Raw genomic sequence first — 26578 nt, forward strand, 5'->3', positions numbered from 1 at the left:
AATATCATGATCATACAGATGGCTCGTGCAACGGGCAGGTGGTTGCTGCGCGTTGTATTCTGGACATTGTTGCTGATGTTGGTTTTGCTTGCACTGTATGTCAGTCTGGGACGCCAGCTGACGCCGTCGGTGAGCAACTATCAGGCTGACATTGAGCAGCGTTTGTCCGAAGCACTTGATGCGCAGGTCACCCTGCAGTCAGTCACAGGCCAGTGGCAGGGATTCAGTCCCCGTTTCCGCCTGCACGGCTTGCGAATAGCCGGGGGCAGCCGTGGTGCCGAGCAGTCACACACGGCGCTTGAGCTGGACTCCATTGAGATCGAGGCCGACATCCCGGCCAGCTTTTTGCAGCGCAAGCTGGTTCTGGCTACAACCCGCATTGATCAGTTGAATCTTGATTTTACCCAGCAGCCTGATGGGCGCTGGCAGTTAAGCGGGCTTGGCACCGGTGCTACGCCGGGAGTGGATGTCGCGCAGATATTTGACTGGGTGACCGGCCTGAGCAATCTCAATTTGCGTGACGCACACCTGGTTTTTCGGCCTGATGCCGGTGCGCCATTGCAGTTGGGCAATACCCAGGTTCAGTTTCAGAGCCGCAACAATCGTTATGCCTTATTCCTGAGTGCGCAGCCTGACCTGGCGGCCGATTTGCTTCAGCTAAGTGCTGAGTTGAGTGGCCCTACACTCGCAGAGCTGCAGGGGCGCGTTTATCTGAATGCCCCGCCCGCCGAATATGCTGAATTGCTCACCTCCCTGAACCTGGCCGATCTGGGTGCCGACCGCCTGTCGCTGTCTTCCTTTCAATTGTTCGGGCAATTCTGGTTTGAGCTGCTGCAGGGTCAGCTAACAGAGCTGATCTGGCAGGGCGGTGGACAGGCAGAGCTGGAGGTCTGGGACGGCGATCAGCAGCAGGTCGTTGAGCGGGTGTTGGTGGACGAGCTGGCTGTCGACTGGCTCAAGTATTATCGCTCTCCAGACAGTAGCTGGTACCTTCAAACTGAAGGCCTTGGGTTCCAATATGACGGTGGTCGCTGGCCCAGCGGCGGCATGATATTCGATTATTTTCCCGACGGCTCCACGCGTTTACATATTGATGCGGTAGATACCGGTCTGGCCAGGCGCCTGATTACTGCATTGCTGCCTGAGGGACCGCTGCGACAGGAAATTGATGGATTCAATGTCCGCGGACAGCTACAAAATCTGGTGGTTAACACCCTGTCAGACGCGCAGGGTTTGCGCCAGGGGCAAGTGGTTACCAATATTGTTGATGGCGCCATTGATGCTCACCAGGGAGTGCCGGCTTTCTGGGGTATTGACGGCTACGCCGAACTGGACTTTGATCAGGCTGGCGGAGTTTATGATGGTGTGGTCGAGGTGGATGCGCATGAAGTGGCCATGCACATTCCTGACCTGTTTACTGAGCGCTGGGATTATGATCATGTAAATGGCCGGGTATCTATTACTGCACGGCAGCAGGATGAACTTCAGTTGCGACTTAGCAGCAGTGTTATTTCTGTCGACTCGCCTGCGGTCACAGCGCATGGGCAATTCGGCCTGGATATTCAGACTGGTGAGGATCGGCTGATCAATCTGGAGCTGATGATCGGCGCACTGCAGGCAGATGTCAGCCAAAAAAGTCAGTATTTGCCGATGGCGCCTCGGGCGCCCGCCGCAGCTCAGAGTGTTCTGCGCTGGGTTGATGAGGCCGTCTTGAGTGGCAATGGTGCCGGCAGCGGTTTTATTTTCCGAGGACATGTGCACGCCGGGTCGCAGCCTGCTGAGCGAACCATGCAGATGTTTTTCCGGGTTGACGACGGGCATTTGATGTTCGATCCGCAGTGGCCTGCACTGGAATCAGTCAGCGGCACCGTCACCGTGCTTGACGGCGATGTGGATGTTCTGGCGGATGCCGGTGAAAGTGTTGGTATCGGTTTTCAGCAGACTCAGGCTCAGGTTCGCACACAGCAGGGCGGGGGCCGTTGGCTCACAGTCAGCGGTACCGGACAAGGAAGCGCTGCGCAGGGCTTGCAGTATTTGCAACAGACTCCGGTGACTCAGGAGTTCGCGCAGTACCTGGCCAACTGGCAGGCGCAGGGTGATACGGAGTTTACCCTGTCTCTTAACATTCCCCTGAGCGCAACGGATGCGCGCCCGGATGTTGTCCTGGACATGAGTTTCAAGGATCACCAGCTATATATACCAGATTATGATTTGCGTGCTGAGGGGCTGTCAGGGCTGCTCAGGTACTCGGCCAGTGACGGGCTGCAGTCAGAAGATATCACAGCGACGATCATGGGACGCCCCGCCGACATTAACATCAACTCGCTGCCAACGGATGAAGGAGCACTGCTGACCCAGGTTGCTGTCAGCGGCGACAGCGACGTTGCTACTTTGCTTGACTGGCCGGGATTGCCAGGAGTGTTAAAGCCTGTCCTGAGCAGGGCAAGTGGGACGTTTTCCCATAGAACGACATTACGACTGGGGCAGACGCCGGAGCTGATGATCACTTCGGACCTGAATCAGGTGAAGCTGGATTTTCCGGCGCCATTCAGCAAGGCTGCCGACGAAGATCTGCCGATGACACTGGGTCTTGAGTTTGCCCCATCGGGCACCCGAGTCAATATGCGCCTGCTCAATCGTCTGCAGACAAATCTGGCGCTCTCTTCTGATACCGGTGCGATCAGTGGTCTGATTTTCCTGGGGCCGGCCGCTGACGGTATGCGGGTCAGACGCCTGAATCCCGGCGCGCCCGGCATAGAGGTACTGGGGCGGATAGATGAGCTGAATGTTGAGGCCTGGCAGCAGGCATTGACTGACATGATCAATATCAGTCCAGGAAATTCCAGTCTGGGCACGGACCAATTGCTTGGTACGGCCGGTGTCACCGTCGGGCAGCTTGATGTGTTCGGTGAACGCTTTGACAATGTCAGTGTGTCCGTGAACAAAACGGCTTCTGCCTGGGATCTTGGCGCACAGGGCGATGCTGTTCAGGGAAGACTGCTGATTCCGGTCCGGCCCGATCAGCCGTGGACGGCTGATTTTGATCGCCTGCGACTGGATATTGAAGTATTTGACGATGTACTTGAAACGGCCCAGCCGGCGCTCGCGGAGGGCAGTGGCCAGGAATTGGATCTGCAAGAACTGCCAACTGTTGAATATGAACTGCCGAGGGAGGACCCGCTGGCCGGTTTTGATCCGCGTCAGTTGCCATACATGCGTTTGAATATCGCCCAATTGACATTGGGTGACGCCGATTTTGGCAGTTGGTCATTCCTGGTGAGGCCTGACAGTTCCGGTGCCTTGTTCAGTGATCTGGTCCTGGACGTCAGGGGTCTTGGTATCGGCAGTGAGGAAGAGCCGGCAGAGTTTCGATGGGTCTATGACGGCCAGCAACATCGCAGTGCTCTGAACGGTCAGGTCAGTGCTACGGATCTGGCGCCGGTATTGAGTGCCTTCGGCTACGCACCCAGTCTGGAGAGCAGTTCTGCAATTTTCGATACGCGCCTGCACTGGGATGGCAGTCCTGCGTATTTTTCGGCACTGGGGCTAAATGGTGACATCGATCTGCAAGTCAACAACGGGCGCTTCCGTCAGCGCGCGGGCGTGGCTAACAGCGCCTTGCGGCTTATCAGTATCATTAATTTTGATTCGCTGGTCAGGCGACTGCGTTTTAGCGGAGACCTGGCACGTACGGGTTTGTCCTATGATGAGATAACCGGCCGGGTAAACTTGAGCCAGGGCATAGTGACAATCGAAGACAGGCTACAGATCATCGGCCCGGCGAGTCTGTTTCAGTTGGCAGGTACCGTAAACCTGGCGGAACAGACGATTGATGGCGACCTCTATATAACCTTGCCGGTCAGCGACAATATTCCCTGGCTGGGTGGTCTGGCAGTATTGAACAACCTGATTAACTGGCAATTGGCTGTTGGCGTATTTATTTTCGATCAGATATTTGGTGATCAAGTCGATAATTTGACCAGCGCCCACTATAGACTGGAAGGACCCTGGGATGGGCTGGAGCCCAGGTTGAATCAGGTTTTTACCGGGGGAGGTAATTAGATCATGATTGAAAAACTTAACTTCCGCCGTCGGGTGGCGGCGGTACAGATGGTCAGTACGGCGGATGTGCAGTCAAATGTTACCAGCGCAACACGACTGATAAAGGAGGCTGCAGACCAGGGTGCGAAGCTCGTTGTCCTGCCGGAAAATTTTGCGGTTCTTGACGGTGGTCCGCAGACTCAGTACGCAGAGCGAGAAGGTGATTTGGATGGTCTGTTGCAGGGCACCATGTCGACACTTTCCCGGGCGCTTGGTGTGTATATTGTGGCAGGCACAATTCCGTTGATAACACGACCGGCTCCGCAGGGCGCAGACCCTGAAATACTTGAAGATGGGCGCGTGCGTCCGGCGTCGCTGGTGTTTGACCCCGACGGCCAGATCATTGCGCGTTACGACAAAATGCATTTGTTTGATGTTGAGGTTGGCGACAAACAGGCGCGGTATGCGGAGTCGGACAGCTTTGAGGCTGGTGACCAGATTGTTGTGACCGATACGGCTGTTGCCCGGCTTGGGCTGTCGATATGCTACGACCTCAGATTCCCTGAGTTGTACCGGCATTTGCTGCGGGAGCAGGCCGAGTTGATTACCGTGCCGGCCGCTTTTACGAGGGTGACTGGTGAGGCTCATTGGGAAGTTTTGCTGCGCGCCCGTGCCATTGAAAATCAAAGTTATGTAATTGGTTGCGGCCAGGGCGGTGTGCACAATGAGAAGCGCGAAACTTTTGGTCATACCATGATTGTGGATCCCTGGGGCAAAGTGCTGGCCATGCAGGAGACTGGCGAAGGTGTTGTCTGCGCAGATATTGATCTTGAAAAGTTATATGAGATACGGCGTAAAATGCCGGTCTTCAGTCACAGGCGAATTCGGTAATGGAAAAAGGTTTAGTCACAAACCTGGCGTCTGCACTGCTGGTTGTGATCGGTTTGATGATGCCGGGTGCAGCAGCGCCATATGTCTTGAGCGCAGGCTTGTTCGCGTTGTCCGGTGCGCTGACCAACTCACTGGCCATTCATATGCTGTTTGAAAGGGTGCCAGGATTATACGGGTCTGGTGTCATTACTTTGCATTTCGAGTCGTTCAAAACTACGATTCGCGAAATGATCATGTCGCAGTTTTTTAGTGCTGAGAACCTGGATCGGTTTTTCGACTCAGATACTGTGATGCATGGTGGCATGGATGAATTGCTGCCGGAGATGATTGAGGAGCTTGATTTCGACCCAGCGTTCGACTCGCTGACTGAGGCGATCATGTCTTCGTCCATGGGTGGCATGCTGGGATTTGTTGGCGGTGTTAAGGCGCTTGATAGTCTGCGTGAACCGTTCGCCCTGCGCATGAAAGCCTATCTGCTGCGGTTTGTGCAATCGCCTGAATTTAAGGCGGGTTTCACTGCCCGCCTCGGTAAGGCCACGCACAGCGAGGCTGTACTGGCTCGTGTAGAGGGGTTGATCGATGCCCGCTTGCAGGAGTTGACCCCTCAGCAAGTCAAGCAGATTGTTCAGGATATGATTCGTCGTCATCTTGGCTGGTTAGTGGTTTGGGGTGGTGTGATTGGCGGGATACTGGGGTTTCTGGTTGCATTGTTTACCAATCTTTCAGCTATTTAGTTGACGACTGCTTGTTACAGTTCGTGAACGTAAAATCATGAATTACGAGATAATTGTGGCATTTTGTATCAGTAGATGTAAAAACCCCGGTTGATCGCATAGAATCGCAGGCTATTTATTTGTTGGCGCATTGCATCGACTTTTGTGGCTGCGTCATTTACTTGAAACAAGGTGTGTGAATTATTATGGCAAGACCCGTTGAGTTCGTTTACGAAGATGTATTGACCAATGCCATGGAACAGTTCTGGCGCGAAGGTTTTGAAGCCAGCTCAGTACAGAAGTTACTGGATGTGACTGGTATCAATCGAGGTACCTTGTACAACTCCTTTGGCGATAAAGACACATTTTTCCGGACCTGTCTGGATCACTACAGCAAGTTGGTAGACAAAGATCTGGCGGCCTCTCTGAATAACGCGGATCTGTCACCCTGGGACGCTATCGAAAAGTACTTTGATGTGACTGTTTTATCGGTTACCAACAAGCGTCGCAGCATGGGCTGTCTGCTGGTCAATTCTTTCTGCGAAAGCATTAACTACGATAAAGAAATCCAGAAGCTGGTCAAAGCTTACTACAATACTATTCGAAAGGCGTTGCTCAGCCGCCTGAGCGAGGCTGAGAAGGCCGGACAGCTGGGCAGCGGCGTAACTGCTGATCTGGCGGCTGATGTGCTGATGAACACGCTTAGCGGTCTTCGTGTCCACTCGCGCGAGGGAAAACCTGTCAAGCAGATGGCTCAAGTGGTCAGTTTCACCCTGAGCACATTGCGCTGATTGATTGTTGTCAGGGGTGTTGTCGTCAGCCTGATATCAGGTATACTTGGACAAAAGTCACATCTCGGCGAAAGCTGTTGTTGAGCTTGTAATCGAGTAAAATTTTGATTAATGGTCAATAAAAACAATTGGTTAGATAACTCTGGTAGCAAATAATGAAAAAACTGGCTGGCGAACGCAAGAACGACGAAAGTAATGTCGACCTGACCCCGATGCTCGACGTGGTATTCATTCTGTTGATTTTCTTTGTTGTGACAGCAACCTTCCTGTCAGAGCAGGCCATAGATGCGGCCAGCAACGAAAATAATGACACGCCTCCAGAGCAGGAAGATGACAAGAAGAATATTCTGGTGGAATTGAGCCAGAATAACGAGATTACCTTTAACGGTGAGCCGCGTGCGATTCTGCCCAGTCAGATCCGCGCTAACATCGACCGTCTGAAAGCTGAAAACCCGGCTGCTTCTGTCATCATCCGTCCTCATGACAACTCCAACGTCGAGACCATGGTGATGGTCATGGATGCAGCGCGCCAGGCAGGTATTTTCAGCATTTCTATTGTTGAACCTTGATCGAGCTGTAAGCCCTGCTTTTTTGTGCAGGGGCCACGCTGGTAAAAACGCACCCAAGGGTGCGTTTTTTGTTGTCGGAGTAATCTATGATTGCCAATCAATTACCCGCTGCCGAGCAGATGAAAACTCTGTGGTTTGATACTGCGGAAGGCTGTGTCCGATACATTGATCAGACGCTGCTGCCCCATACCCTCAGCATACTGACTCTGCAATCTGCAGACGACGCTGCTAATGCCATAGTGCATATGAAAGTGCGCGGAGCCCCGTTGATCGGTATCACAGCCGCTTACGGTGTATGGCTGGCCATGCAGCAGCAACCGGATTCACTGGCACAGGTATGCCATAGTCTGCTGCAGACACGACCTACAGCGGTCAACCTGCGTTGGGCGCTGACACGTATGGAGCAGGCTTTGCAGGACTTGCCGCTGAATCAACGTGAAGCAGCGGCACTGCAGCTGGCCAACCATCTGCTTGCCGAGGATGCGGCGGCCTGCAGTGCTATTGGTGATCACGGGTTGGCCATTATCAAAGACCTGCTGGCAGCAAAACAAAAGGATCATGGGCCGGACGTGATTTTGAATATCCTGACCCATTGCAATGCTGGCTGGTTGGCGACGGGAGCCTGGGGTACAGCACTGGCGCCGGTCTACAAGGCCCATCTGGCCGGATTGCCGGTTCATGTCTGGGTTGATGAGACCCGTCCGCGCAATCAGGGGGCATCCTTGACTGCCTGGGAGCTGGGACGCAGCGGAGTGCCGCATACCCTCATTGTGGATAATGCCGGTGGACATTTGATGCAGCATGGCATGGTGGACCTGTGTCTGGTAGGCAGTGACCGGACAACAGCACAGGGTGATGTCTGCAACAAGATAGGAACCTATCTCAAAGCGCTGGCTGCATTTGATAATCGAGTGCCGTTTTACGCAGCGCTGCCTTGTTCAACGATTGATTTCAACAGCATGGATGGTCTGACTGAAATTCCCATTGAAGAGCGCGACGGCGACGAAGTGAGACTGGTGCAGGGTGCTGCTGAAGGCGGCGATATCAGCCGTGTTGCAGTGACCCCGTCAGCGACCCGTGTGAGTAATTTCGGATTTGATGTGACACCGGCCCGTCTGGTGACCGGCCTGATTACCGAGCTCGGCACCTTTGACGCCAGTCGTGAAGGGCTGGGTCGCATAGAAAAGGCTTTGCGGTCCTAGCCCGGTGGCCATTGCATCTGTCGGCCGCCCAGAATGTGCAGATGCAGGTGGTGCACTGTCTGACCGCCCAGGTCGCCGGTATTGATCACCAGGCGAAATCCGTCCTCTGCGAGGCCCTCTTGTCGGGCTATGTTGTTGGCTGCCAGTAGAATTTTCCCCAAAAGCGCCTCGTCATCACTGCTGGCTTCGCTCACCCGACTCAGGTGCTTGCGTGGAATAACCAGAATATGCGTTGGTGCTGCCGGGTTGATATCCCTGAAGGCGTAAACATGCTCGTCACTGTAAACGCTGTCCGATGGTATTTCTCCGGCGGCAATGCCGCAGAACAGGCACTGGCTTGTCATAACTTTACTTCCTCCCTAAACTGACGGACTGAGTAGTGGTCGCGTGCAAACGCGCAGGGGTAAAAACATATCATGTTGATCAGTCGAAAACATCCTGCAATCCGTTGGTGTCAATTAGGTCTAATGGCTCTGGGGGCTATGCTGGCGGCGCCGCTGCTTGCCCAGATTCCCGTCTATGACTACAAAATAATCAATACCTACCCGCACAATGACCAGTATTTTACTCAGGGCTTGTTGATTCATGACGGCAAGCTGTATGAGGGAACCGGGCGTTACGGGCAGTCATCATTGCTGCGCTTGGATCTGCAAAGCGGCGAAGCCCTGCAGCGGGTCGATCTGGCGCAACGTTACTTTGGTGAAGGCATCGCTGTGGTCGAAGATCGGCTGTACCAACTGACCTGGCGGGAAAATACCGCCTTTGTATATGATCTGCAGAGCTTTGAGCGTATCACGTCGCACTTTATCCCGACTGAGGGCTGGGGCCTGACCTGGGATGGAGAACACCTGATACTGAGTGATGGTAGCCATCAACTGTATTTCCTGGATCCGCAGACAATGGTGGCCAAGCGCATTGTTGCGGTGCAGGCGGAGGGACAGGCGGTCCGCAACCTGAATGAACTGGAGTTTATTGACGGAGAGGTCTGGGCCAATGTCTGGATGACTGAGCAGATTGTGCGAATCGATCCGGTCAGCGGAACCGTCACTGGCGTGATCGACTTGTCTGGATTGCGTCAGCAAACCACAGTGGGGGGCAGTGAAGCCGTGTTGAACGGTATTGCATGGGATGAGGCAACTCGACGTCTGTTTGTAACAGGTAAACTTTGGGCTAATCTTTTTGAGATCGAACTTGTCTTGCGGGAGTAGAGGTATGTGGCGGCTGGCGTCATTCAGTATGTTGATTGCCCTGAGCGCCTGCACACCTGTCACGTTTTATACTCAGGCGGCTGTTGGACAATTATCCCTGCTGTGGCATCGGCAATCCGTCGAGTCCTTGCTGCAAGATGAGGATTTGCCGACTACCCAGCGACAGTCTCTTGAGCTGATTGCACAAGCCAGACAGTTTGCTGTCTATGATTTGCATTTGCCGGATAATGGCAGCTATACCTCATATGTTGACGTCGACAGAGAGCACCTTGTCTGGAACGTATTCGCAGCGCCTGCAGATTCAACAGATCCGCTACAGTGGTGTTTTCCGATTGCCGGTTGCGTGACTTATCGTGGTTATTTCAGTGCTGATGCAGCCGCACGTTATGCCGATAGCCTGGAACGTCGTGGATTTGACGTCTATGTTGCCGGCGTTGATGCGTATTCTACATTGGGCTGGTTTCGCGACCCCATCCCTTCCACGATTATGCAACGCCCGGCTCACAGACTGGCCGGCTTGATTTTTCATGAGCTGGCTCATCAGCGGGTCTATGCGGCTAACGATACCCGCTTTAATGAAAGTTTTGCCAGCTTTGTCGAGCAGGAGGGTTTGCGTCGCTGGTTATCTGCGAAAGGCGATAGCGACACGTTTGAGCGTTATCGGCGGGAGCAGGCACAGCAACTGGTCTTTACCAGTTTTGTGGCTGAGTGGCGTGATCGCTTTGAAGAGCTGTATCGTCAGTCACCCGATGACGTAAAACAGCAGAAAACGCGATTGCAGGATCAGATGCGGGCTGAATGGCTGAGTCGTGATGACGGGGCCGGCTATCGTGGCTGGTTTTCTGGGCCACTCAACAATGCCCAGTTGGCAACAGTATCGTCATATTATGACTGGGTGCCGGCTTTCGAGGTGCTGTATCAGCAGCTTGATGGCAAATTGCAGCCATTTTATGACCAGGTACAACAACTTGCCGACGCCGAGCCACCAGAGCGACAGCAGCGCCTGCAAGCCCTATTGGAACAATCTTTCAGCCATTAGCCTGCTGAGGCTGGCCAGTCAGGCGCGCTTCCAGGTTCTGCACCAGCTCTCGATAGAACTGTGAACCGGTATCTTTCTCGGCTGCTTGCCGGTATTGGTCGAGCGCCTCTTCCAGTCGGCCCTCGCGTTCATACAGCCGTCCCAGTGTGCGATTCATGAACGCATTGCCGGGCATGACGTCAGCGGCTGTCTCATAGATCTGAATAGCCTTGTCGGTGTGTCCGGCATTGTCATAGATGTTACCCATGATGTGCACCAGAGAGTCATCCCTGGGGTCGGCGCGGATCGCCCGCAGATCGAACTCAAAAGACTCTTCCAGTCGCTCGGCGCGACGCAGCAGATCACCGATCGTTTTCAGCGAGGCCGTTAGCGGCGTACTGGGTTGATCCTGCAGATTAATGAATCGTGCCAGCATGGGAATGGCATCATCGGGGCGTTCCTGGGCCAGGAAGATATTGGCCAGGTTACGATAGGCGTCGGCCAGATTTGGATCAGCGGCTACCGCCAGACGATACTCCTCGATGGCCTCATCGTAGCGCTCCAGATTGTTATAGGTGTTGCCGCGACGATAATGGCGCTGGGCCAGTTCAGATTGTGTGCCTGCGGCTGCCCGTTCGTGTTGTGTCGCGCCCTGTGCCAGGGCTGGCGCTACTGGCAGCATGATCACGGTGCCACCGATCGCAGCAGAAATAGCGAATGAAGTAATAAGTTTTCTGATAGATGTCATTGTCTGTCACCTGATAATGTTCGGCACCATAGTAACTGCACGTATCACTGGCAACCATGCCATGAAACTAACAAGCTGCAATAATTTGTGACACGCTTTCATCGCAATATTATCACTTGCAATTATAATGTCCTTAATATGATCCGAACAGGCAAAAAACGGATAGATAAGAGTATGGCAGATTTACGACTGTTTGCAGGTCCAGAAGCTCGTCGAAGGATCGCTGCCCATGGTCTGCGGGGACAGGATTTTTCCTGGCTGGCCGGAGCCTCTGGCGGCCCCAAATGGTTCGTTCTGTATGGTTTGGACCGGTATCTGGCGGGACAATTTTTTGCTGATCGTCAGGTGCCGCTGCGAATGGTCGGTTCTTCCGCAGGAGCATGGCGGCTGGCCTGCTATGCCTGCCCTTCGCCTTTAAAGGCGCTGCAGACGCTGGCCGAGCGCTACTCTGGTCAGACTTATTCAAGCAAGCCTGATCGCCACGAGATCAGTCGGGAAGCGCGTGCCATGCTGGCGGCCGTCATCGAGTCAGGGCAGGGTGATGAGGCGGCCACGTTTATTGCCCACAATGATGCATACCGCCTGTATGTGATTGCCGATCGTGCTCGCCACATACTGAAAAAAGAGAATAAGGCGCTGCTTAACACCGGGTTGGCGGCAGCGGCATTGAGCAATATGATCAGCCGTCGGGCTATAAACTGGCATTTTCAGCGACATGTTTTTCATAACGCCTTCGATGACGGTGCCAGAGAGTTACCGTTGTTTGACTTGTCGACACGTTATATCCCACTGCACCAGAAGAATGTACACAAGGCTTTGATGGCCAGTGGCTCCATCCCACAAATCATGGAAGCGGTTACTGATGTAAGTGGTGCGGGTCGCAGTGTTTTTCGAGATGGCGGCATTACCGACTACCATCTGGATCTGCCCTACAATCAACTGGGTGGACTGGTTCTCTATCCTCACTTTTACGCCAGTGTTACACCAGGATGGTTCGATAAATTTGTACCATGGCGCCATGCCCGTCGAGAGCACTTTGATAACGTGCTGCTGGTGACGCCGGGCAAAGAGTTTGTGCAGCGATTGCCTTATGGAAAAATACCGGACCGGAACGATTTCGGTCGCATGAGCGAGTCACAACGGTTAGCATACTGGCGCGCGGTGCTTGTTGAGAGCGAGCGCCTTGGGAATTATTTCAGCGAGCTGGTTGATATGGGTACTGATGTCGCATCAGTCATTGAGCCGTTCGCTATCATGCGGGAAAAACATGTCTGAATTGAACAACAAACAAACTCAGTTTTTGCCTGGCCGCTTGCTGGCAACAACCGCTCTGGCACTGAGCCTGACTGGCTGCCTGGGGACAGTAGTTGGCAGCGCGGTGGATGTCACATTAGAAGTGGCCAAGGTGCCTTTTAAGGTCGCCGGTGCCGTTGTGGATGTCGCCAGTGGTGACGATGAAAAAGATGACAAGGACAGAGACTGAACAGTGAGCAGTAAATTTAAAGCTGAAGATTTTGGTATTCCGGCCCATTTTGAGCATTGGGATGGTGACAATGCGGAGGATCAGAACGGCCCGTTCTTTTTCTGTCTTGACGGCAACGCCATACAAACGGCGTTTCGCGTCAGAGCGGAGAATTGCAATGCTCATAAGACATTGCACGGCGGCATTTCCATGATGTTTGCTGACTATACCCTGTGCCTGGCCGCTATAGGCGGCAGTCACGATGGCGTGCTCACTGTCTCCTGCAATAGTGAATTCCTGGGTCCGGCCTATGAAGGCGAGTTGGTGACAGGTCACGGTGAAGTGCTGCGCAAGGGCAAGTCTATCGTATTTGCCAGAACACTATTGACGGTTGATGACAGGCCAGTGTTGTCCGCCAGTGCCGTCTTGAAGCTGGTACAGCGTCGCGGTTAAATAAGCAGCACTGTGTCAGGATTGCGGCAGTCCGTAGGTGCGCGCTGCCGTCCCGTAAAATAAGGCGTGTTTTTCCGTTTCAGAAAAGTCGGCAACCATCTTCTTGAACGCATTCCATATCACAGGATAGCTGACTGACAGCCGGTCCACCGGGAAGTTGCTTTCAAACATACAACGTTCTGGTCCAAAGCACTCTATGGTATGCAGATAGTATTTTTTCTGACGTCGCACGATTTCATCGGAGTCCGGCGGCGTGGCGCGTTTATCCCAGCCAAAACCATTATCCGGCATGGCCAGACCACCCAGCTTGGCGATGACATTGGGGCAGCGTGACAGACGCCGGATGTCGTCCTTCCATTGCTCAAAGATGGCATCCCCGGCACCACGATAAATGCCCACGCCCAGTGGAGTGCCAAAATGATCGAGTATCAGGGTGGTATCGGTAACCGTTTCAGCCAGATCGCAGAAATCGACATTCTGATGATGGTAGTGCCAGGTGTCATAGGTCAGGCCAAGCTCGCCCAGAATGCGCAGTCCCTGCCGGAAATTTTCTCGACCGTACAGGTACGGTAAAGCCTGTAACGCGATCAGCAGATCCTCCGGGCGAGAATCGCGGGCACCCGCAAAACGTACACCTTTGAACAGATCGCCGGCTGTTTCCTGGTGAGCCTGAATAATCTCTTTTAGCAAGTCCGGATGTTCACCCAGGGTCAGGTCTATTTTGCCAACGATGCCGTTGATCTGTGCTTTGTCCGGTTGCTGGTGGCTCTGTCTGGCAATCTCCGTGATTGCTCTGGTCTCACCCAGAGATTGTCGCTCGGGGCTGGCTTCTTTGTCGTAGAAAGCCCGACACTCGATAAATACAGTCTGCTCAATACGGTGGCCGCTGTCGGTATCCTGCCACAAGTGCTCAAGCATGTAGTCGTGCCCGAGTCTTTTGCGCCACAGATGATGGTGGGGGTCGATGATGCGACGTTCGGGCTCGAGTATTGCTTCCTGTACCTGAGCCAGCCAGTCATTGCTTCCGGGTTGCAGTGTACTGTCAGTCGCGCTCATAGTTCCTCTCTTGATCAGGTTATTCGTACCAGTAGTCCCTGCGGGGTTTGATGGGAGCCAGCAGGAAATAAAATATCCAGGCAAACCATGAAAGGAAAATAATGGCCAGTATCCAGGCCAGTTTTTCGCCGCCGGAGGTTTTGTCGGAATTCAGGATGATCAGAATTGGCAGCAGCCATACAAAAAAAGCAGCAATTACGAACATCAGCCCCAGGCCCGCGCCAATCAATGGCAGAGCTAATACGGCCAGCATCAAAAAAACGATAATGGTACAAAGATTTTTGATCAGATCCATGGTTTTCGGCTCCCCTCGCTATAAATACAGTTGATACTGTGTGGTTAAAGCGAGATCCGTGCCAATAATTAAATAATATATAATTCAGTTAGTTAGGGTTTGTTTTTGGTGCTTGGGCGTGGCAAGTCAGCCATTCCTTGGCCGATTTCGCAACTTATTGGCTTAAACTAACATAAAGCCATAATAGTCTGTTGCGCTGTATCAACACATGGCCTGAATCAGGAAGGGACCCGGTGTCGAGTAGCTCTTCTCCAGCAATCTTGCAAACTCCTCAGCGGTGTTGGCTGTGGCAGACGGCACACCGAAACCCTTGGCCAACGATTCCCAGTTGATGTCCGGGTTGCCAATATCAAACAGGCTCTCTGCTATGGGGCCGACCTCGGTTACGCCCAGTCGTGCATATTCAATATTGAGAATATTGTATTTGCGATTGGCGAATATCACCGTGGTGACATTGAGCCCTTCACGTGCCTGAGTCCACAGACTTTGTATGGTGTAGGCGGCACCGCCATCACCCAGCAGTGTCAGTACCCGCCGGTCAGGACAGGCCAGCGCTGCACCAGTCGCAACGGGACTCCCCTGACCGATGGATCCGCCTGTCAGACTCAGCCAGCTATGGGGAGCTGCCGACTGACAAACCGGGTGGGCCGCATTGCCGGCGCCTGAGTCGGTGGCGACAATCACATTGTCGGGCAGGGTGGCGGCGATTGCCTGCAGCATATTGCGGGTGTTCATGTCCCCCTGCGGGACGGGCATTTGTGCGTTCTCAAAACGCTGAATGGTGGCCTTGGACGCACCCAGTGCATCAACCAGACTGTTCAGGGCATCGTTTGCATCTTCTTCAATACGAGCCAGGGTGTGCACCTGACATCCTTCCGGCACCAGACGGCTGGGTGTGGTGCGATAGGCGAAGAAGCTGGCCGGGGTCTGGCCACCGACCAGAATCAGGTGTTGCACGCCGGCAAATGAGGCCAGTATATGCTCGGGAAAATAGGGCATACGCTCAACATTCACGCGTCCTGCACCACCATCAATTCGTCCCGGGAAGGTGCCTGTCATGATCCGGCAACCGGTATGACTGGCGATACGAGCTGCGGCTTCCAGCGAAGCCTCAGTGGCGCCGTCATGTTCAAGGATGATGATGGCTTGCTCGCCGCTTTGCAGCACCTTTGCTACTTGTTCAATGTTTCCGGCATCAACTTTGGCGCGCTGCGGCAGGCCATTGGGGCGGGCAGGTCCGGGCGAATCACCCCAGGCGGCGTCGGCCCCCAGAATAAGCGTGGAGATCTGTCCCTGTGAGCCGGGCGTGGCCCGCAAGCTAGCCGTATAAGCATCGGCGCCGTCCTGCGCCAGAGTATCGGCGGTGCTGCACGACTTGATCCAGCAGGAAAAATTGCGTGCCAGCGTATCAATGTCGGAGGTCAGAGGTGCGTCGTAACCAATATGGAACTGTGGGTGATTGCCCACCAGGTTAATGATAGGGCTGCCGGCCTTGCGGGCGTTGTGAAGATTGGCGATACCGTTTGCCAGGCCCGGCCCCAGATGCAGCAGCGTGGCGGCAGGCTTGCCAGTCATCCTTGCATAACCGTCGGCAGCGCCGGTGCAGACGCCTTCAAACAGCGCAAGAACACTGCGCATCTGCGGAACCTGATCCAGCGCCTGTACCAGATGCATTTCTGAGGTGCCGGGATTGGCCAGGCACAATTCAACGCCGCAATCGGCTAGGGTTTCAATCAGCGCTCTGGCTCCGTTCATGGATATATCTCCGCTCTGGCATCTCATCAGGTAAAAACGGTTATCATAGGCACTGCGGCGGCTGACAGCAAGGCTGCAAACATTGCGCGCTCTTGATCACGGTGGTTTCTTTGTTATGATGAGGCCACCATCGGAACACGCCCATTCAACAATAATTTATAGAAGCCTGATTGATCATTGAATTCACTTGACCCCAGTTCTGCTGCCCGGCCGGGCACATACGCGTTGCTGTCCTGTTTTCGTCTGGCAGTCACTACTCTGTTGTTGTCGCTGTTGTTGGCGGGCATACCGCTGACGGCACTGCAAGCACAGCCAGTCATCGATAACGTGGCAGATATCCGCATGCCTGCCGATTTTAATCAGGTAGAGTTTTATCTGGTGACAGTTGATGTGGGCGACCGTGTCTGGGATAACTTCGGGCACACGGCGCTGCGCATGGTTGATCTGGGTTCTGACACGGATCTGGTGTTTAACTGGGGCTTGTTTGATACCAGTGTGGGCGTGTTCCGGTTTGCCACCAATTTTGCGCTGGGCATCATGAACTACCAACTGGGTGTGTCGCCGCCGTCATGGGAATTCGGGCGTTATCAGCAGGAAAATCGTACTGTATGGCAGGATCGGCTGCGTTTGAATAATGCCCAGAAACGCACTTTGTACCAGCGTCTGGCCTGGAATGTGCGACCAGAAAACATCAGCTATGACTATGATTATTTTTACGATAACTGCACAACGCGGGTTCGTGATTATATTGATGAGGCGCTGAATGGAGCGCTGGCTGACGGCAGTCGGGCGCTGACGCAGCGCACTTTTCGCGATGAGGTACTGGGTCATTATGCCAGTGTGCCGCTGATTGGTTTCTCATTGAATGTGCTGATGAATGAGCGGATCGATCAGCGCATGACGCAGTGGCAGCAGATGTTTTTGCCGGCGCAATTGAGGTCGCAGCTACAGCGTCAGGGGCTGCTTGATGAGTCAGAAATATTAATGGAATTCCCTGCACCACAGACACAGCCGGGTGGGCATCTGGTCAGTGGTCTCATGGCATTGCTCACTCTGGGTCTGCTGTTGAGTGTGCGACGGGCATCAATTGCTTCGTTTTCCAGTCAACCAGGTTTTACGTTGCGCTGGCCGCAGCTTTCCTATCGGCTGCTTGGACTGGTCGGTTTGATCGTGGCACTGTTCAGTGGTGTTTATGGACTGATGTTGAGCCTGGGCTGGTGGCTATCCGGGCATCAGGATGTCCATGCCAATGTCAATTTGCTCCTGTTCTGGCCGACTGATCTGTTGGCGTTGGGTATGGTGTTTAGCTGGCTTCTTAAAGGGCGAGCCTACAGCGTCAGCACCATCCGACAACAAATCATCGTGACTTACCTGGTCCTGCATTTGATGGCCGCCCTGGTTTACGTGGTGATGGCTTTGTTCGGACTTAGTGGTCAGTCGCTTGGCACGATAGCCTTGTTTGTTCTGCCCTTGTTGATTCTGTTCAGTCTGGTCAGCATGATCGCTGGTATACAGCCGGTCAGATCGATTCGCTGGGGTTGATGCCAAAGAAATAAATCAGCAGTGCGCCCAGCAGCAGACGATAAATCACAAAGGGCTGCATGCCGATGCGTTTGATAAAAGCCAGAAAATAGTGAATGCACAGGTAAGCACTGATGCCTGACAGCACAGTCCCTGAGGCCAGAGCCGTAAACATGATTGGCACATCGGACTCCAGCAGTTCTTTGGTCTGCTGCCCGGTCGCGATAAAAATAACCGGGATCGACAGCAAAAACGAAAAGCGTGAGGCGGCTTCTCGTCCCAGACCCAACAGTAATCCGGCAGTGATGGTTATGCCCGAGCGTGAGGTGCCAGGAAACAGCGCCAGAGCCTGCGCCAGGCCAATCAACAGGACATCTTTCCAGCCCAGTTGATATTCGGTACGGCCTGATTTTCGACGCCAGTCAGCCCAGCCCAGCACCAGACCAAACACGATCAATCCGGCTGCCAGGTAGAGTGGGGAGCGCAGGGCTGACTCTATGATGTTATTGAAGGTCAGTCCGGCCAGACCAACGGGAATGGTCGCAAACAGCACTGCCCAGGCCAGGCGGGCATCCTGATCCAGTTGGCGGCGGGTAAGTGAAATAAGCCAACTTCGGCTCATGGCAATCAGCTCATGCCTGAAGTAAAGCACAACGGCAGCCAGGCTGCCAAAATGCAGAGCGACATCAAATACCAGGCCTTGATCATCCCAGCCTGTCAGAACCGGTACCAGAATCAGGTGCGCTGAGCTTGAAACAGGCAAAAACTCGGTGATGCCCTGTACCACTGCCAGTACCAGAATCTGAAGCCAATCCATGCCGAATTTGCCTGTAAACGTGTTGTTGTTTAATGAAGTCGCATTATCGGCTAAAACTGCTCGGGGTCAACCATGGGCGCCCAATTGCCCATAAACTGCGCGCCGTCTGCAACGATGCTGGCGCCGTTAATATAGCGGGCAGCGGGTGAACACAGGAACAGCGTGATGGCTGCCATCTCTTCGGCCGTGCCCATTCTGTGTGCTGGCACGTCACGCAGGGTGGATTCGGCCAGGTCGCCGTATTCTGCTGACGCGAACTCCTCTTCGTGTATGCCTTGGGTATCGATGCTGCCTGGTGCCAGGGCGTTGACTGTCACTCCTTTGCGAGCGAGATAATAGGACAGGCTCTGGGTCATGTTAACAACACCTGCCCGGGCGGCGCCGGAATGCACAAACGGCGGTGCGCCGCGGTTGAAGGAATAGACATGCACCACGTTGACGATGGCGCCAAAGCCCTGGTCAACCATCAACGGAGCCACCCGGCTGCACATATTCCAGGTGCCATTCAGGTTCAGATCGACCACTGCCCGCCAGCCGTTATCGGAAATCTGCGAGGGGCGGGCCGGGAACTGTCCGCCGGCATTGTTGATCAGGAAGTCGATGCGCCCGAATCGCTCTTTGGCGGCGCTGACCAGGTTTTCGACATCGGCCGTGTCCCGGATGTTGACCTGTTGCGCCAGGCAATTCGGGTTTATCGCTGCTAGCTGTTCGCGCGCAGACTGCAGATTCTCCGAATTGCGGCTGGCGATGACAACACTGGCGCCGTAACGGGCAAACGCTGTGGCGATGGCCAGTCCGATGCCGCGGGCACCGCCGGTAATCAAAGCGGTGCGGCCTTTAAACAGGTCAGGTTTAAAGATCTCCAGTGGTGAGTCCTTCATTAATATACGTCCTGGTCTGATTGTGGTCTGGCATTAAGTTAAGCGTCGGATGATACCCAGCGATTGGGTAAACTGCTATGCTGAAATGAACGTATTCATAGAACAATCGTTCGAAGTATCGTTTTCAAGGCCAGATAAAAGTGATAAAGTCCGATAGCTTATTTTCCAGGTATCTATAGTTTTTCAGGAGATTCCCAGTGAATGCCGAGTTTACTGCAGAAGAGTTAGCGTTTCAGAAAGAGGTCCGGGAGTTTCTCGAAGCCGAGTTTCCCAAAGACATAAAACACAAGGTGGATAATGGGATCCGGCTGGAAAAAGACGACTTTGTCCGCTGGCAGAAGATTTTGTACAAGAAAGGCTGGGTAGCACCAAACTGGCCAGAGGAGTACGGCGGCACAGGCTGGACAGCCACTCAGAAATACATCTTCGCCATGGAGATGGGTCTTTATGGCGCCATGGAGCCGGTCGCGTTTGGTGTCAAAATGGTGGCACCGGTTATCTACAGCTTCGGAAATGAAGAACAGAAAAAGCGCTTCCTGCCAGATATTCTGCAAAGCAACGTCTGGTGGTGTCAGGGATATTCCGAGCCCAACGCCGGCTCTGATCTGGCTTCTCTCAAGACGACTGCCGTGCGCGATGGCGATCACTATGTTGTCAACGGCACCAAAACCTGGACAACCCTGGGGCAGTACGCGGACTGGATTTTCTGTCTGGTGCGCACCGACTCTACAGTGAAGAAGCAGGAAGGTATCAGTTTCCTGCTTATCGACATGAAGACCCCCGGCATTAAAGTCTCTCCCATCGTTCTGCTGGATGGCGAGCCGGAAGTGAATGAAGTGCACTTTGACAATGTCCGGGTGCCGGCTGAAAACCTGATTGGGGAAGAGAACAAAGGCTGGACCTACGCCAAGGTGTTGTTGACCCACGAACGGACCAACATTGCTCAGGTGCCCAACTCCAAACTGAAGCTGCGTAAACTCAAGGAACTGGCTGGCAAAACACCAGACGGTAATGGCGGTACTTTGCTGAATGATCCGGTATTCGTCCGCAAGCTGGCCGAGGTGGATATTCAGGTGCTGGCGCTGGAGTATGCGGAGTTGCGCACACTGGCTGCGGTCAGCGTTGGCAAGGCACCGGGGCCGGAATCTTCCATCCTCAAAATCGTCGGCACAGAAGCGACCCAGTTTATCGACGAGCTGTATATGGAAGTGGCGGCTTACCACAATATGGTTCATGCGCCCGAGCAGTTCGCAGAGGGTTTCAGCGGTGAGTATGTGGGCGTCGGCTCTCTGGCTGCCAGCGCCAATACCTACTTTAACAATCGCAAGAAGTCGATCTATGGCGGATCCAACGAGGTCCAGAAAAACATCATCAGTAAAGCCGTACTGGGCCTGTAAGCGACGAGGATTTTTAACGTGGATTTTTCATATAGTGATGAGCAGCAGATGCTGCAGGACAGCGTTCAGAAATTTGTACACAGCCAGTATGATTTCGACACGCGACATAAGGTTATAGAGAGCGATAAGGGTTTCAGTGACGAGAACTGGAATTTGTTTGCTGAGCTGGGCTGGCTGACTGTGCCCTTCAAAGAGGAAGATGGCGGTTTTGGTGGCTCGGCTGTTGATCTGATGGTGGTCATGGAAGAGTTCGGCAAAGGCATGGTTGTTGAGCCATTTGTGCCGACTGCTGTGATCAGTGGTGGCCTGATCAGTGAGTTGGGTAATGCAGAGCAGAAAGAGTCTTTGCTTTCTTCGATCATGGAGGGCGGGCTGCAACTGGCAACCGCCTATGCCGAAGCTGACAGCCGGTATAATCTGGCTTCAGTTGGGACTACCGCCAACAAGAGTGGCGACTCCTACACGCTTAATGGCGACAAAGTTGTCGTTCTCAATGGCCCTGCTGCTGACAAGATTCTGCTTGTTGCCCGCACTTCCGGTGACAAGCTGGATCGCGAGGGCATCTCTGTGTTTATCGTTGATGCCGGCAGCGAAGGTCTGACAACTCGCAATTACACCAATGTGGATGGCCACCGAGCGGCGGAAGTGCATCTGAATAATGTTAAGGTGAGCGCTGATGCCCTGTTGGGTGCCGAAGGTCAGGCACTGGTCGCGTTGGAAAAAGTTATTGATCGCGCGGCCGTGGCTGTGAGCGCTGAAGCTGTCGGAGCCATGGATAGCCTGCTTAAGAAGACCGTGGAGTATGCTAAAACCCGTAAGCAATTTGGTGTGGCCATTGGCACCTTTCAGGCATTGCAGCACCGCATGTCGGAAATGTTCATCGAGTGTCAGTTGGCACGTTCAATCGTCATTATGGCGGCTATGACTCTGGATGGAAACGGATCTGACGCAGATAAAGCCAAGGCCGTTTCAGCCGCCAAGAGCCGTGTAGGTCGTGCGATGCGTAAAGTGGGCCAGGAAGCTGTACAGATTCATGGTGGTATTGCGGTGACAGATGAGCTTGATGTGGGGCATTTCTTCAAGCGAGTGACGGCAATCGAGAATCTGTTTGGCAATACGGATTACCACACACTGCGTTACGCAGGTCTGTAATCCCGTCTTAAACTGGATATCGACAAAAACGGGGCAGCGCTCAGGCAATGCCCCGTTTTTGTGTCAATAAGGAAGATAACATTGAGTGAATTGATTCTGGTGCGCCATGGGCAGGCCTCTTTCGGCGCCGATTCTTATGACAAATTAAGCGATACCGGCATTCGCCAGGTCAGTCTGTTGGCAGACCACTGGCAAGAGCTGGGAGAGCGTTACGATGTAACTTACGCCGGAGATCTGCTGCGTCAACAGGAAACGGCTGAGCTGTTGGCACCAGTGATCGGGCAGGCAGAGGTCGAGCGACACAGTGGCCTTAACGAGTATAACGGCGAACCGTTATTCAGAATTTACCTGCGCGACCACGCCCGTAACGAAGGATTTGATGTGCCCGCAGGCCCCATCAAGGATCGCAAGTTGTTTCAGCTGGTGCTGGAAGCGGCGACCCGCCATTGGTTGGATGGCAATCTTCAGCCCTCATCAGAGGATGAGGATTTTGAGAGTTGGCGCGCTTTTCAGGCACGGGTACATAACACACTGGATGAAATCATGGCGCGCCACCGGGGAGGCAGCAAGGTGGTACTGTCTACCTCAGGCGGTGTCATCGCCACCGCGTTGCAGCGCGCCCTGCAGTTGCCTGATAATCACACTATTGCCACCAACTGGATGGTTCATAACAGTTCAGTGACCCGCCTGGTCTATGGCCGCGGCAGAGTGTCACTGGGCAGCTTCAACACATTGTCGCATCTGGAAAAACCACAGTATCAGGATCTGATTACGTTCCGGTAGCGACTGCTTAATAACAACAGGAACAGGGCATGACACAACAAACAATTCTGGTGGATCAGGCACAGGCAGTCAGGGAAGGCGAGGAAATTGATCTTAATGTGCTGCGTGACTACCTCAGGCCGGTTCTGGGTGGATTGGTTGATGATTTAAGCGTTCGGCAGTTTCCCGGCGGCTATTCAAACCTCACTTATTTGTTGAGCAGCGGTAATGAAAAATGGGTGCTGCGTCGCCCGCCGTTTGGCAGCAAGGTCAAATCAGCCCACGACATGGGTCGCGAATTCAGAGTTTTGTCGGCGCTTGAGAAAGTATTCCCCTACGCGCCCAAACCGATTCATTTCTGCGAGGACCACAGCATTCTGGGCTGCGATTTTTATCTGATGTCCTACATAGAAGGCTTGGTTATTCGCAGGGAGTACCCCGACGGACTTGAGCTGACGCCGGAGCAGGTGCGTCAGCAGTTTTTCACTCTGTTTGATGTGCTCGGAGAATTACATTCTGTTGACCTGAAAAAGGCAGGTCTGGATAACTTCGGCAAGCCCCAGGGTTATGTGACCCGGCAGGTAGAAGGATGGAGCAAGCGTTATGTGGCGGCGATGACCTCAGATGCACCGGATTTTGAGCCGATAATACGGTGGCTACTGGATAAAATGCCGGCAGAAAGTGGCGTTGTTGGCATCATCCATAATGACTATAAGCTCGACAACGTCATCTGGTCGCCGCAGGATCCTCTGAGGCTGATCGGTGTCCTGGATTGGGAAATGGCCACTGTGGGTGACCCTCTGATGGATCTGGGTTGCACTCTGGGCTATTGGGCGGAAGCCAGCGATCCCGACTTTTTCCGCCAGTATCGCGCCATGCCCAGTGACGCACCCGGTGCTCCGACTCGGGCGGAAATCGTTTCCCGCTTCAGCGAAAGGACAGGCATTAACGTTGACAACATTGATTTCTATTTCTGTTTTGGACTGTTCCGTCTGGCAGGCATCGGCCAACAGATCTATTATCGCTATGCGCAGGGGCTCACCAAAGACGAACGCTTTGCCAGGTTGATCGACAAGGTGCACAGTTTGAGGCAGATGTGTGAGCTGGTAGTGAAACGCTCCGATCTGTGACGCTGGGGACGTAGACCGCCTCCGTCCCCAGCGTTTCAATGCTCTGAGGCTGTATTTAACAATGACAATAAAACAGAGGGGATAGAAAATGTCTTACATCGATGGATATGTCATGGCGGTTCCCAAGGCTAACAAGGAGAAGTTTATCGCGCATGCAAGTATGGGCGATGAAGTGTTTACTGAGGCGGGCGCCTTGCGTGTGGTGGAGTGCTGGCAGGATGATGTACCCAGAGGCAAGGTGACGGATTTTTATGGGGCAGTTAAAGCTACTGATGATGAGGCGGTGTGTTTTTCATTTGTGGAATGGCCGGACAAAGAAACTCGCAATGCTGCTATGGCCAGGCTGCATGAGACCATGCAGAGCGATCCTCGAATGGATCCGGATAAAAACCCCATGCCTTTTGATGGGGCCCGGCTTATTTTTGGCGGGTTTGAAGTTGTTGTGGATCTCTCAAAATAGGGGGCGCCTGTCATGAGAAAACTGATTCGCTCCTGTTGCATCTCTCTGACTTTGTGCGTGCCTTTTACAAACAGTTGGGTCAGGGCTGAGGTTTTGTATACCGCGGATGCAGGATTTGCGGTTGAAAACAAGGTGCAGATTCAGCAGTCGGTCGATGTTGTCTGGCAGGCATTAGTCAATGATGTGGACGCCTGGTGGCCCAAGGATCACTCTTGGTGGGCAGGCACTTTCTCCATCGACCCGCATGCTGGTGGTTGTTTTTGTGAACGCAGTGGTGAACGTTCTGTGCAACACATGGCCATCAGTATGGTTGACCCCGGTAAGTTATTGCGCATGACTGGGGGGCTTGGGCCGTTGCAGGGGCTGGGCCTGAGTGGTGCGCTGGACTGGCAGATTGTGCCGGATGAGGCTGATCCACAGCTTACCGAGGTGACGCTGACCTACCGGGTAAACGGATACACGCCTGGCGGTTTCGGGCAGCTTGCACCAGTAGTGGACCAGGTCCAGGGGCTTCAACTGGGTGGGCTAAAGTCCTACCTGGATTGATGCGCGGGGGACGGAGGCGGTCTACGTCCCCAGTGCACTGGCGGTGATCAAGCGTCTTGGTGGAGAACGGCATTACGGTCAATCAGGCCACGTTAATCCCTTACGGGAAATTCCGATAAAGCGCGAAGCCTGTCTGAGTCCGGAGCGGCGCAGCCGCGACGTCGAGATTCTGCAGCGCCGGAATTTCCCGTAAGGGATGTGGCCGACCGTAATGTCGTGTACCATCAAGACGCGCAACCCAATTGCTTAAATGGGGACGTAGACCGCCTCCGTCCCCCGCGCATCAACCACCGTAGGCTGATTTCCACGCGCCTCGCCGGAAGATCACCAGGTACATGGCGCACTTGATGATGTAGTCAGCGATCAGGGCGGCGTATACCCAGTACACACTCATCTCCAGCCAGTAGAAGACGCCGGTCAGCGCCAGGCGCCCGAATGCAAAGCCGGTGAACATGATGCGTGCCGGAGAGCGGGTGTCGCCCGCGCCGCGTAGCGCCCCGCCCAGGGTGAATTCGATGGACATCATGGGTTGCACGATGGCAACCATCACAACCAAGGCTACCAGGTAATCCAGTACGATCGGGTCCGAGATGAAAAACGAGCCGATCAGGCGTGCATTCACGCCGATTAGTAATCCAAGTCCTGCCATGATGCCAAACGACACTTTCAGGTTTCGCCAGGCTGCCTGCTCCGCCAGATCCGGGCGTCCGGCACCCAGATTCTGGCCGGCCATGGTTGCTGTGGCGATTGAGAACCCGATGCCGATCACAATCGATACGGACAGAATATTTACTCCAATTCCGTATGCGGTAAAAGCCTCTGTTCCATACAATGACACCACCCACATAAAGGCAATAATGGAGAAGTTGAAGATGGACTGTTCAAGTCCGGCTGGTACGGCAATGCGAACCAGGCGACGCATGCGGTCCCTGTCAAAAAATGCCTGCTTTTGCGGTTTCAACAGCAAGCGATTGCGCATCCATAACCAGTAAAAAATTGCACCGACCACTGCATAGGACAATCCGGCCGCGTAAGCAGCGCCGATGATGCCCATGGCCGGTACCGGCCCCGCCCCATAGACAAACAGATAAGCAAGAACGATGTTGATGACATTGCCGATGGCGGCCACCCACACGGGCGTGATGGCATCGCCTGCGGCCCGCAGCGCTGCGCTGATAACCGCCAGAAAGGAGAAGAACACGTTGAAGTAGATCAACACCTTAAGATAATTGGCAGCCTCAGTCAGTATGTCGCCCTGCAGCCCAAAGATCGCCACCATGGGCGTTGCCAGCCACTGAATCGCTACCCAGAGCAAAAGTGATGCGCCAAGGCATAAAGCTGCCGACAGTTTAACCACCCGATCGGCTTCTGCCGGGTTTTGTGCACCCCAGGCATAAGCCACCATAGTTGTTGTTCCCGCTGTGATCGAAAAGATTATCAACTGAATCGCCATGTAAATACGATCGGCGGCAATGACCGCCGCCACAGCTTCAGCGCCCAGTGCCGCGACGATTTTGATGGCCGCCAGATGAACCAGTGACAACAGCAGGTTGCCAACAATAGTTGGTCCTGCCAGTCTGAACAGACTCAGGCGCGGAGCTGAAACAGGTGAAGCAGCCATACTGGGTACCGGTAATGCAATGAGGGGGACGCCGCCTGGCGTGATGGGCGCAGAGGATACGCCTGCTGCCGGCATTTGGCAAATTATCG

At 53.9% G+C, this 26578-nt stretch carries 27 protein-coding genes; 19 read left to right on the top strand and 8 right to left on the bottom strand.

What is annotated here, in order from left to right; translation table 11 throughout:
• The first annotated feature begins 6 nt into the window (after positions 1-6).
• The 6 genes from PS2015_RS03850 to mtnA all read left to right on the top strand — a co-directional run bounded on the left by PS2015_RS03850 (position 7) and on the right by mtnA (position 8207).
• Positions 7-4062 (top strand): YhdP family protein, encoded by a 4056-nt coding sequence (locus PS2015_RS03850; protein WP_058020988.1) that lies wholly within the window; start codon positions 7-9, stop codon positions 4060-4062.
• Between the two features lie 3 nt (positions 4063-4065).
• Positions 4066-4932, top strand: a complete 867-nt coding sequence (locus PS2015_RS03855; RefSeq protein ID WP_058020989.1) for a carbon-nitrogen hydrolase family protein — start codon at positions 4066-4068, stop codon at positions 4930-4932.
• Positions 4932-5666, top strand: coding sequence for a DUF445 domain-containing protein (locus PS2015_RS03860; protein ID WP_058020990.1), 735 nt, complete (start codon positions 4932-4934; stop codon positions 5664-5666). Before PS2015_RS03855 ends, PS2015_RS03860 begins: the two co-directional genes overlap by 1 nt.
• A 185-nt stretch (positions 5667-5851) precedes the next feature.
• Complete coding sequence (locus tag PS2015_RS03865; RefSeq protein WP_058020991.1) at positions 5852-6436, top strand: TetR/AcrR family transcriptional regulator; 585 nt, start codon at positions 5852-5854, stop codon at positions 6434-6436.
• Positions 6437-6591: 155 nt separating this feature from the next.
• Positions 6592-7005, top strand: coding sequence for an ExbD/TolR family protein (locus PS2015_RS03870; RefSeq protein WP_058020992.1), 414 nt, complete (start codon positions 6592-6594; stop codon positions 7003-7005).
• Between the two features lie 86 nt (positions 7006-7091).
• Entirely contained in the window at positions 7092-8207 is a 1116-nt protein-coding gene (gene mtnA / locus PS2015_RS03875) for an S-methyl-5-thioribose-1-phosphate isomerase (protein ID WP_335338252.1), read from the top strand.
• Here the strand turns inward: mtnA and PS2015_RS03880 are convergent.
• On the bottom strand, positions 8204-8551 hold the full coding sequence (locus PS2015_RS03880; RefSeq protein WP_058020993.1) for a histidine triad nucleotide-binding protein: 348 nt from the start codon (positions 8549-8551) through the stop codon (positions 8204-8206). The two genes, mtnA and PS2015_RS03880, sit on opposite strands and share 4 nt — an antisense overlap.
• A 72-nt stretch (positions 8552-8623) precedes the next feature.
• On the opposite strand from PS2015_RS03880, the gene PS2015_RS03885 reads away from it, so the two are divergent.
• Positions 8624-9415, top strand: coding sequence for a glutaminyl-peptide cyclotransferase (locus PS2015_RS03885; RefSeq protein WP_058020994.1), 792 nt, complete (start codon positions 8624-8626; stop codon positions 9413-9415).
• A gap of 4 nt (positions 9416-9419) precedes the next feature.
• Positions 9420-10454 carry an aminopeptidase gene (locus tag PS2015_RS03890; RefSeq protein WP_058020995.1) on the top strand — a complete coding sequence of 345 codons (1035 nt, stop codon included), beginning with the start codon at positions 9420-9422 and terminating at the stop codon, positions 10452-10454.
• Here the strand turns inward: PS2015_RS03890 and PS2015_RS03895 are convergent.
• Positions 10444-11181, bottom strand: coding sequence for a tetratricopeptide repeat protein (locus PS2015_RS03895; protein ID WP_058020996.1), 738 nt, complete (start codon positions 11179-11181; stop codon positions 10444-10446). The genes PS2015_RS03890 and PS2015_RS03895 overlap by 11 nt on opposite strands.
• Before the next feature lie 174 nt (positions 11182-11355).
• On the opposite strand from PS2015_RS03895, the gene PS2015_RS03900 reads away from it, so the two are divergent.
• From PS2015_RS03900 to PS2015_RS03910, 3 genes are read left to right on the top strand one after another with little or no spacing between them, the layout of a single operon-like run.
• Positions 11356-12456, top strand: a complete 1101-nt coding sequence (locus PS2015_RS03900; protein WP_058020997.1) for a patatin-like phospholipase family protein — start codon at positions 11356-11358, stop codon at positions 12454-12456.
• The gene (locus PS2015_RS03905) at positions 12449-12664 is read left to right on the top strand and encodes an NF038104 family lipoprotein (protein ID WP_058020998.1); all 216 of its coding nucleotides are present in this window, start codon (positions 12449-12451) and stop codon (positions 12662-12664) included. Before PS2015_RS03900 ends, PS2015_RS03905 begins: the two co-directional genes overlap by 8 nt.
• Before the next feature lie 3 nt (positions 12665-12667).
• Positions 12668-13096: a PaaI family thioesterase gene (locus tag PS2015_RS03910; protein ID WP_058020999.1), complete on the top strand. Its 429-nt coding sequence runs from the start codon at positions 12668-12670 to the stop codon at positions 13094-13096.
• A 15-nt stretch (positions 13097-13111) separates the two neighbouring features.
• Here PS2015_RS03910 and PS2015_RS03915 read toward each other — a convergent pair whose 3' ends face one another.
• The 3 genes from PS2015_RS03915 to PS2015_RS03925 all read right to left on the bottom strand — a co-directional run bounded on the left by PS2015_RS03915 (position 13112) and on the right by PS2015_RS03925 (position 16202).
• A complete protein-coding gene (locus PS2015_RS03915; protein WP_058021000.1) occupies positions 13112-14152 on the bottom strand; it encodes an amidohydrolase family protein in 1041 nt (346 codons plus the stop codon).
• A 19-nt stretch (positions 14153-14171) separates the two neighbouring features.
• A complete protein-coding gene (locus PS2015_RS03920) occupies positions 14172-14447 on the bottom strand; it encodes a PLDc N-terminal domain-containing protein (RefSeq protein ID WP_335338253.1) in 276 nt (91 codons plus the stop codon).
• A gap of 201 nt (positions 14448-14648) precedes the next feature.
• Positions 14649-16202, bottom strand: a complete 1554-nt coding sequence (locus PS2015_RS03925) for an acetolactate synthase large subunit (RefSeq protein ID WP_058021001.1) — start codon at positions 16200-16202, stop codon at positions 14649-14651.
• A gap of 177 nt (positions 16203-16379) precedes the next feature.
• Here PS2015_RS03925 and PS2015_RS03930 point away from each other — a divergent pair, with 177 nt between their 5' ends.
• The gene (locus PS2015_RS03930; protein WP_156412647.1) at positions 16380-17744 is read left to right on the top strand and encodes a lipoprotein N-acyltransferase Lnb domain-containing protein; all 1365 of its coding nucleotides are present in this window, start codon (positions 16380-16382) and stop codon (positions 17742-17744) included.
• On the opposite strand, the gene PS2015_RS03935 is transcribed toward PS2015_RS03930, so the two are convergent.
• Both PS2015_RS03935 and PS2015_RS03940 read right to left on the bottom strand, forming a co-directional pair.
• Positions 17722-18540, bottom strand: coding sequence for an undecaprenyl-diphosphate phosphatase (locus PS2015_RS03935; protein WP_058021003.1), 819 nt, complete (start codon positions 18538-18540; stop codon positions 17722-17724). The two genes, PS2015_RS03930 and PS2015_RS03935, sit on opposite strands and share 23 nt — an antisense overlap.
• A gap of 50 nt (positions 18541-18590) precedes the next feature.
• Positions 18591-19421: an SDR family oxidoreductase gene (locus PS2015_RS03940; RefSeq protein ID WP_058021004.1), complete on the bottom strand. Its 831-nt coding sequence runs from the start codon at positions 19419-19421 to the stop codon at positions 18591-18593.
• A 197-nt stretch (positions 19422-19618) separates the two neighbouring features.
• On the opposite strand from PS2015_RS03940, the gene PS2015_RS03945 reads away from it, so the two are divergent.
• From PS2015_RS03945 to PS2015_RS15570, 7 genes are all read left to right on the top strand, one after another.
• Positions 19619-20818 (top strand): acyl-CoA dehydrogenase family protein, encoded by a 1200-nt coding sequence (locus PS2015_RS03945; protein WP_058021005.1) that lies wholly within the window; start codon positions 19619-19621, stop codon positions 20816-20818.
• 18 nt (positions 20819-20836) lie between these two features.
• Positions 20837-21970, top strand: coding sequence for an acyl-CoA dehydrogenase family protein (locus PS2015_RS03950; protein WP_058021006.1), 1134 nt, complete (start codon positions 20837-20839; stop codon positions 21968-21970).
• Between the two features lie 81 nt (positions 21971-22051).
• A complete protein-coding gene (locus tag PS2015_RS03955; protein ID WP_058021007.1) occupies positions 22052-22753 on the top strand; it encodes a histidine phosphatase family protein in 702 nt (233 codons plus the stop codon).
• Positions 22754-22782: 29 nt separating this feature from the next.
• Positions 22783-23862, top strand: a complete 1080-nt coding sequence (locus PS2015_RS03960) for a phosphotransferase family protein (RefSeq protein ID WP_058021008.1) — start codon at positions 22783-22785, stop codon at positions 23860-23862.
• Between the two features lie 88 nt (positions 23863-23950).
• The gene (locus PS2015_RS03965; protein ID WP_058021009.1) at positions 23951-24322 is read left to right on the top strand and encodes a DUF1428 domain-containing protein; all 372 of its coding nucleotides are present in this window, start codon (positions 23951-23953) and stop codon (positions 24320-24322) included.
• Between the two features lie 12 nt (positions 24323-24334).
• A complete protein-coding gene (locus PS2015_RS03970) occupies positions 24335-24868 on the top strand; it encodes an SRPBCC family protein (RefSeq protein WP_058021010.1) in 534 nt (177 codons plus the stop codon).
• A 43-nt stretch (positions 24869-24911) separates the two neighbouring features.
• Complete coding sequence (locus PS2015_RS15570) at positions 24912-25061, top strand: hypothetical protein (RefSeq protein WP_156412648.1); 150 nt, start codon at positions 24912-24914, stop codon at positions 25059-25061.
• A gap of 90 nt (positions 25062-25151) precedes the next feature.
• Here the strand turns inward: PS2015_RS15570 and PS2015_RS03975 are convergent, their stop codons facing one another.
• Positions 25152-26489: an MATE family efflux transporter gene (locus tag PS2015_RS03975; RefSeq protein ID WP_058021011.1), complete on the bottom strand. Its 1338-nt coding sequence runs from the start codon at positions 26487-26489 to the stop codon at positions 25152-25154.
• Between the last annotated feature and the right edge of the window lie 89 nt (positions 26490-26578).

The sequence above is a fragment of the Pseudohongiella spirulinae genome, assembly GCF_001444425.1.
In the GTDB taxonomy this organism is placed as follows: domain Bacteria; phylum Pseudomonadota; class Gammaproteobacteria; order Pseudomonadales; family Pseudohongiellaceae; genus Pseudohongiella; species Pseudohongiella spirulinae.

Coding starts and splice junctions, on each gene's coding strand:
- PS2015_RS03935 (WP_058021003.1), bottom strand. CDS start 18,540: ATGGATTGGCTTCAGATTCTGGTACTGGCAGTGGTACAGGGCATCACC.
- PS2015_RS03880 (WP_058020993.1), bottom strand. CDS start 8,551: ATGACAAGCCAGTGCCTGTTCTGCGGCATTGCCGCCGGAGAAATACCA.
- PS2015_RS03890 (WP_058020995.1), top strand. CDS start 9,420: ATGTGGCGGCTGGCGTCATTCAGTATGTTGATTGCCCTGAGCGCCTGC.
- PS2015_RS03895 (WP_058020996.1), bottom strand. CDS start 11,181: ATGACATCTATCAGAAAACTTATTACTTCATTCGCTATTTCTGCTGCG.
- PS2015_RS03975 (WP_058021011.1), bottom strand. CDS start 26,489: ATGGCTGCTTCACCTGTTTCAGCTCCGCGCCTGAGTCTGTTCAGACTG.
- PS2015_RS03905 (WP_058020998.1), top strand. CDS start 12,449: ATGTCTGAATTGAACAACAAACAAACTCAGTTTTTGCCTGGCCGCTTG.
- PS2015_RS03970 (WP_058021010.1), top strand. CDS start 24,335: ATGAGAAAACTGATTCGCTCCTGTTGCATCTCTCTGACTTTGTGCGTG.
- PS2015_RS03965 (WP_058021009.1), top strand. CDS start 23,951: ATGTCTTACATCGATGGATATGTCATGGCGGTTCCCAAGGCTAACAAG.
- PS2015_RS03920 (WP_335338253.1), bottom strand. CDS start 14,447: ATGGATCTGATCAAAAATCTTTGTACCATTATCGTTTTTTTGATGCTG.
- PS2015_RS03885 (WP_058020994.1), top strand. CDS start 8,624: ATGTTGATCAGTCGAAAACATCCTGCAATCCGTTGGTGTCAATTAGGT.
- PS2015_RS03940 (WP_058021004.1), bottom strand. CDS start 19,421: ATGAAGGACTCACCACTGGAGATCTTTAAACCTGACCTGTTTAAAGGC.
- PS2015_RS03860 (WP_058020990.1), top strand. CDS start 4,932: ATGGAAAAAGGTTTAGTCACAAACCTGGCGTCTGCACTGCTGGTTGTG.
- PS2015_RS03850 (WP_058020988.1), top strand. CDS start 7: ATGATCATACAGATGGCTCGTGCAACGGGCAGGTGGTTGCTGCGCGTT.
- PS2015_RS03865 (WP_058020991.1), top strand. CDS start 5,852: ATGGCAAGACCCGTTGAGTTCGTTTACGAAGATGTATTGACCAATGCC.
- PS2015_RS03960 (WP_058021008.1), top strand. CDS start 22,783: ATGACACAACAAACAATTCTGGTGGATCAGGCACAGGCAGTCAGGGAA.
- PS2015_RS03925 (WP_058021001.1), bottom strand. CDS start 16,202: ATGAACGGAGCCAGAGCGCTGATTGAAACCCTAGCCGATTGCGGCGTT.
- PS2015_RS03870 (WP_058020992.1), top strand. CDS start 6,592: ATGAAAAAACTGGCTGGCGAACGCAAGAACGACGAAAGTAATGTCGAC.
- PS2015_RS03855 (WP_058020989.1), top strand. CDS start 4,066: ATGATTGAAAAACTTAACTTCCGCCGTCGGGTGGCGGCGGTACAGATG.
- PS2015_RS03900 (WP_058020997.1), top strand. CDS start 11,356: ATGGCAGATTTACGACTGTTTGCAGGTCCAGAAGCTCGTCGAAGGATC.
- mtnA (WP_335338252.1), top strand. CDS start 7,092: ATGATTGCCAATCAATTACCCGCTGCCGAGCAGATGAAAACTCTGTGG.
- PS2015_RS03915 (WP_058021000.1), bottom strand. CDS start 14,152: ATGAGCGCGACTGACAGTACACTGCAACCCGGAAGCAATGACTGGCTG.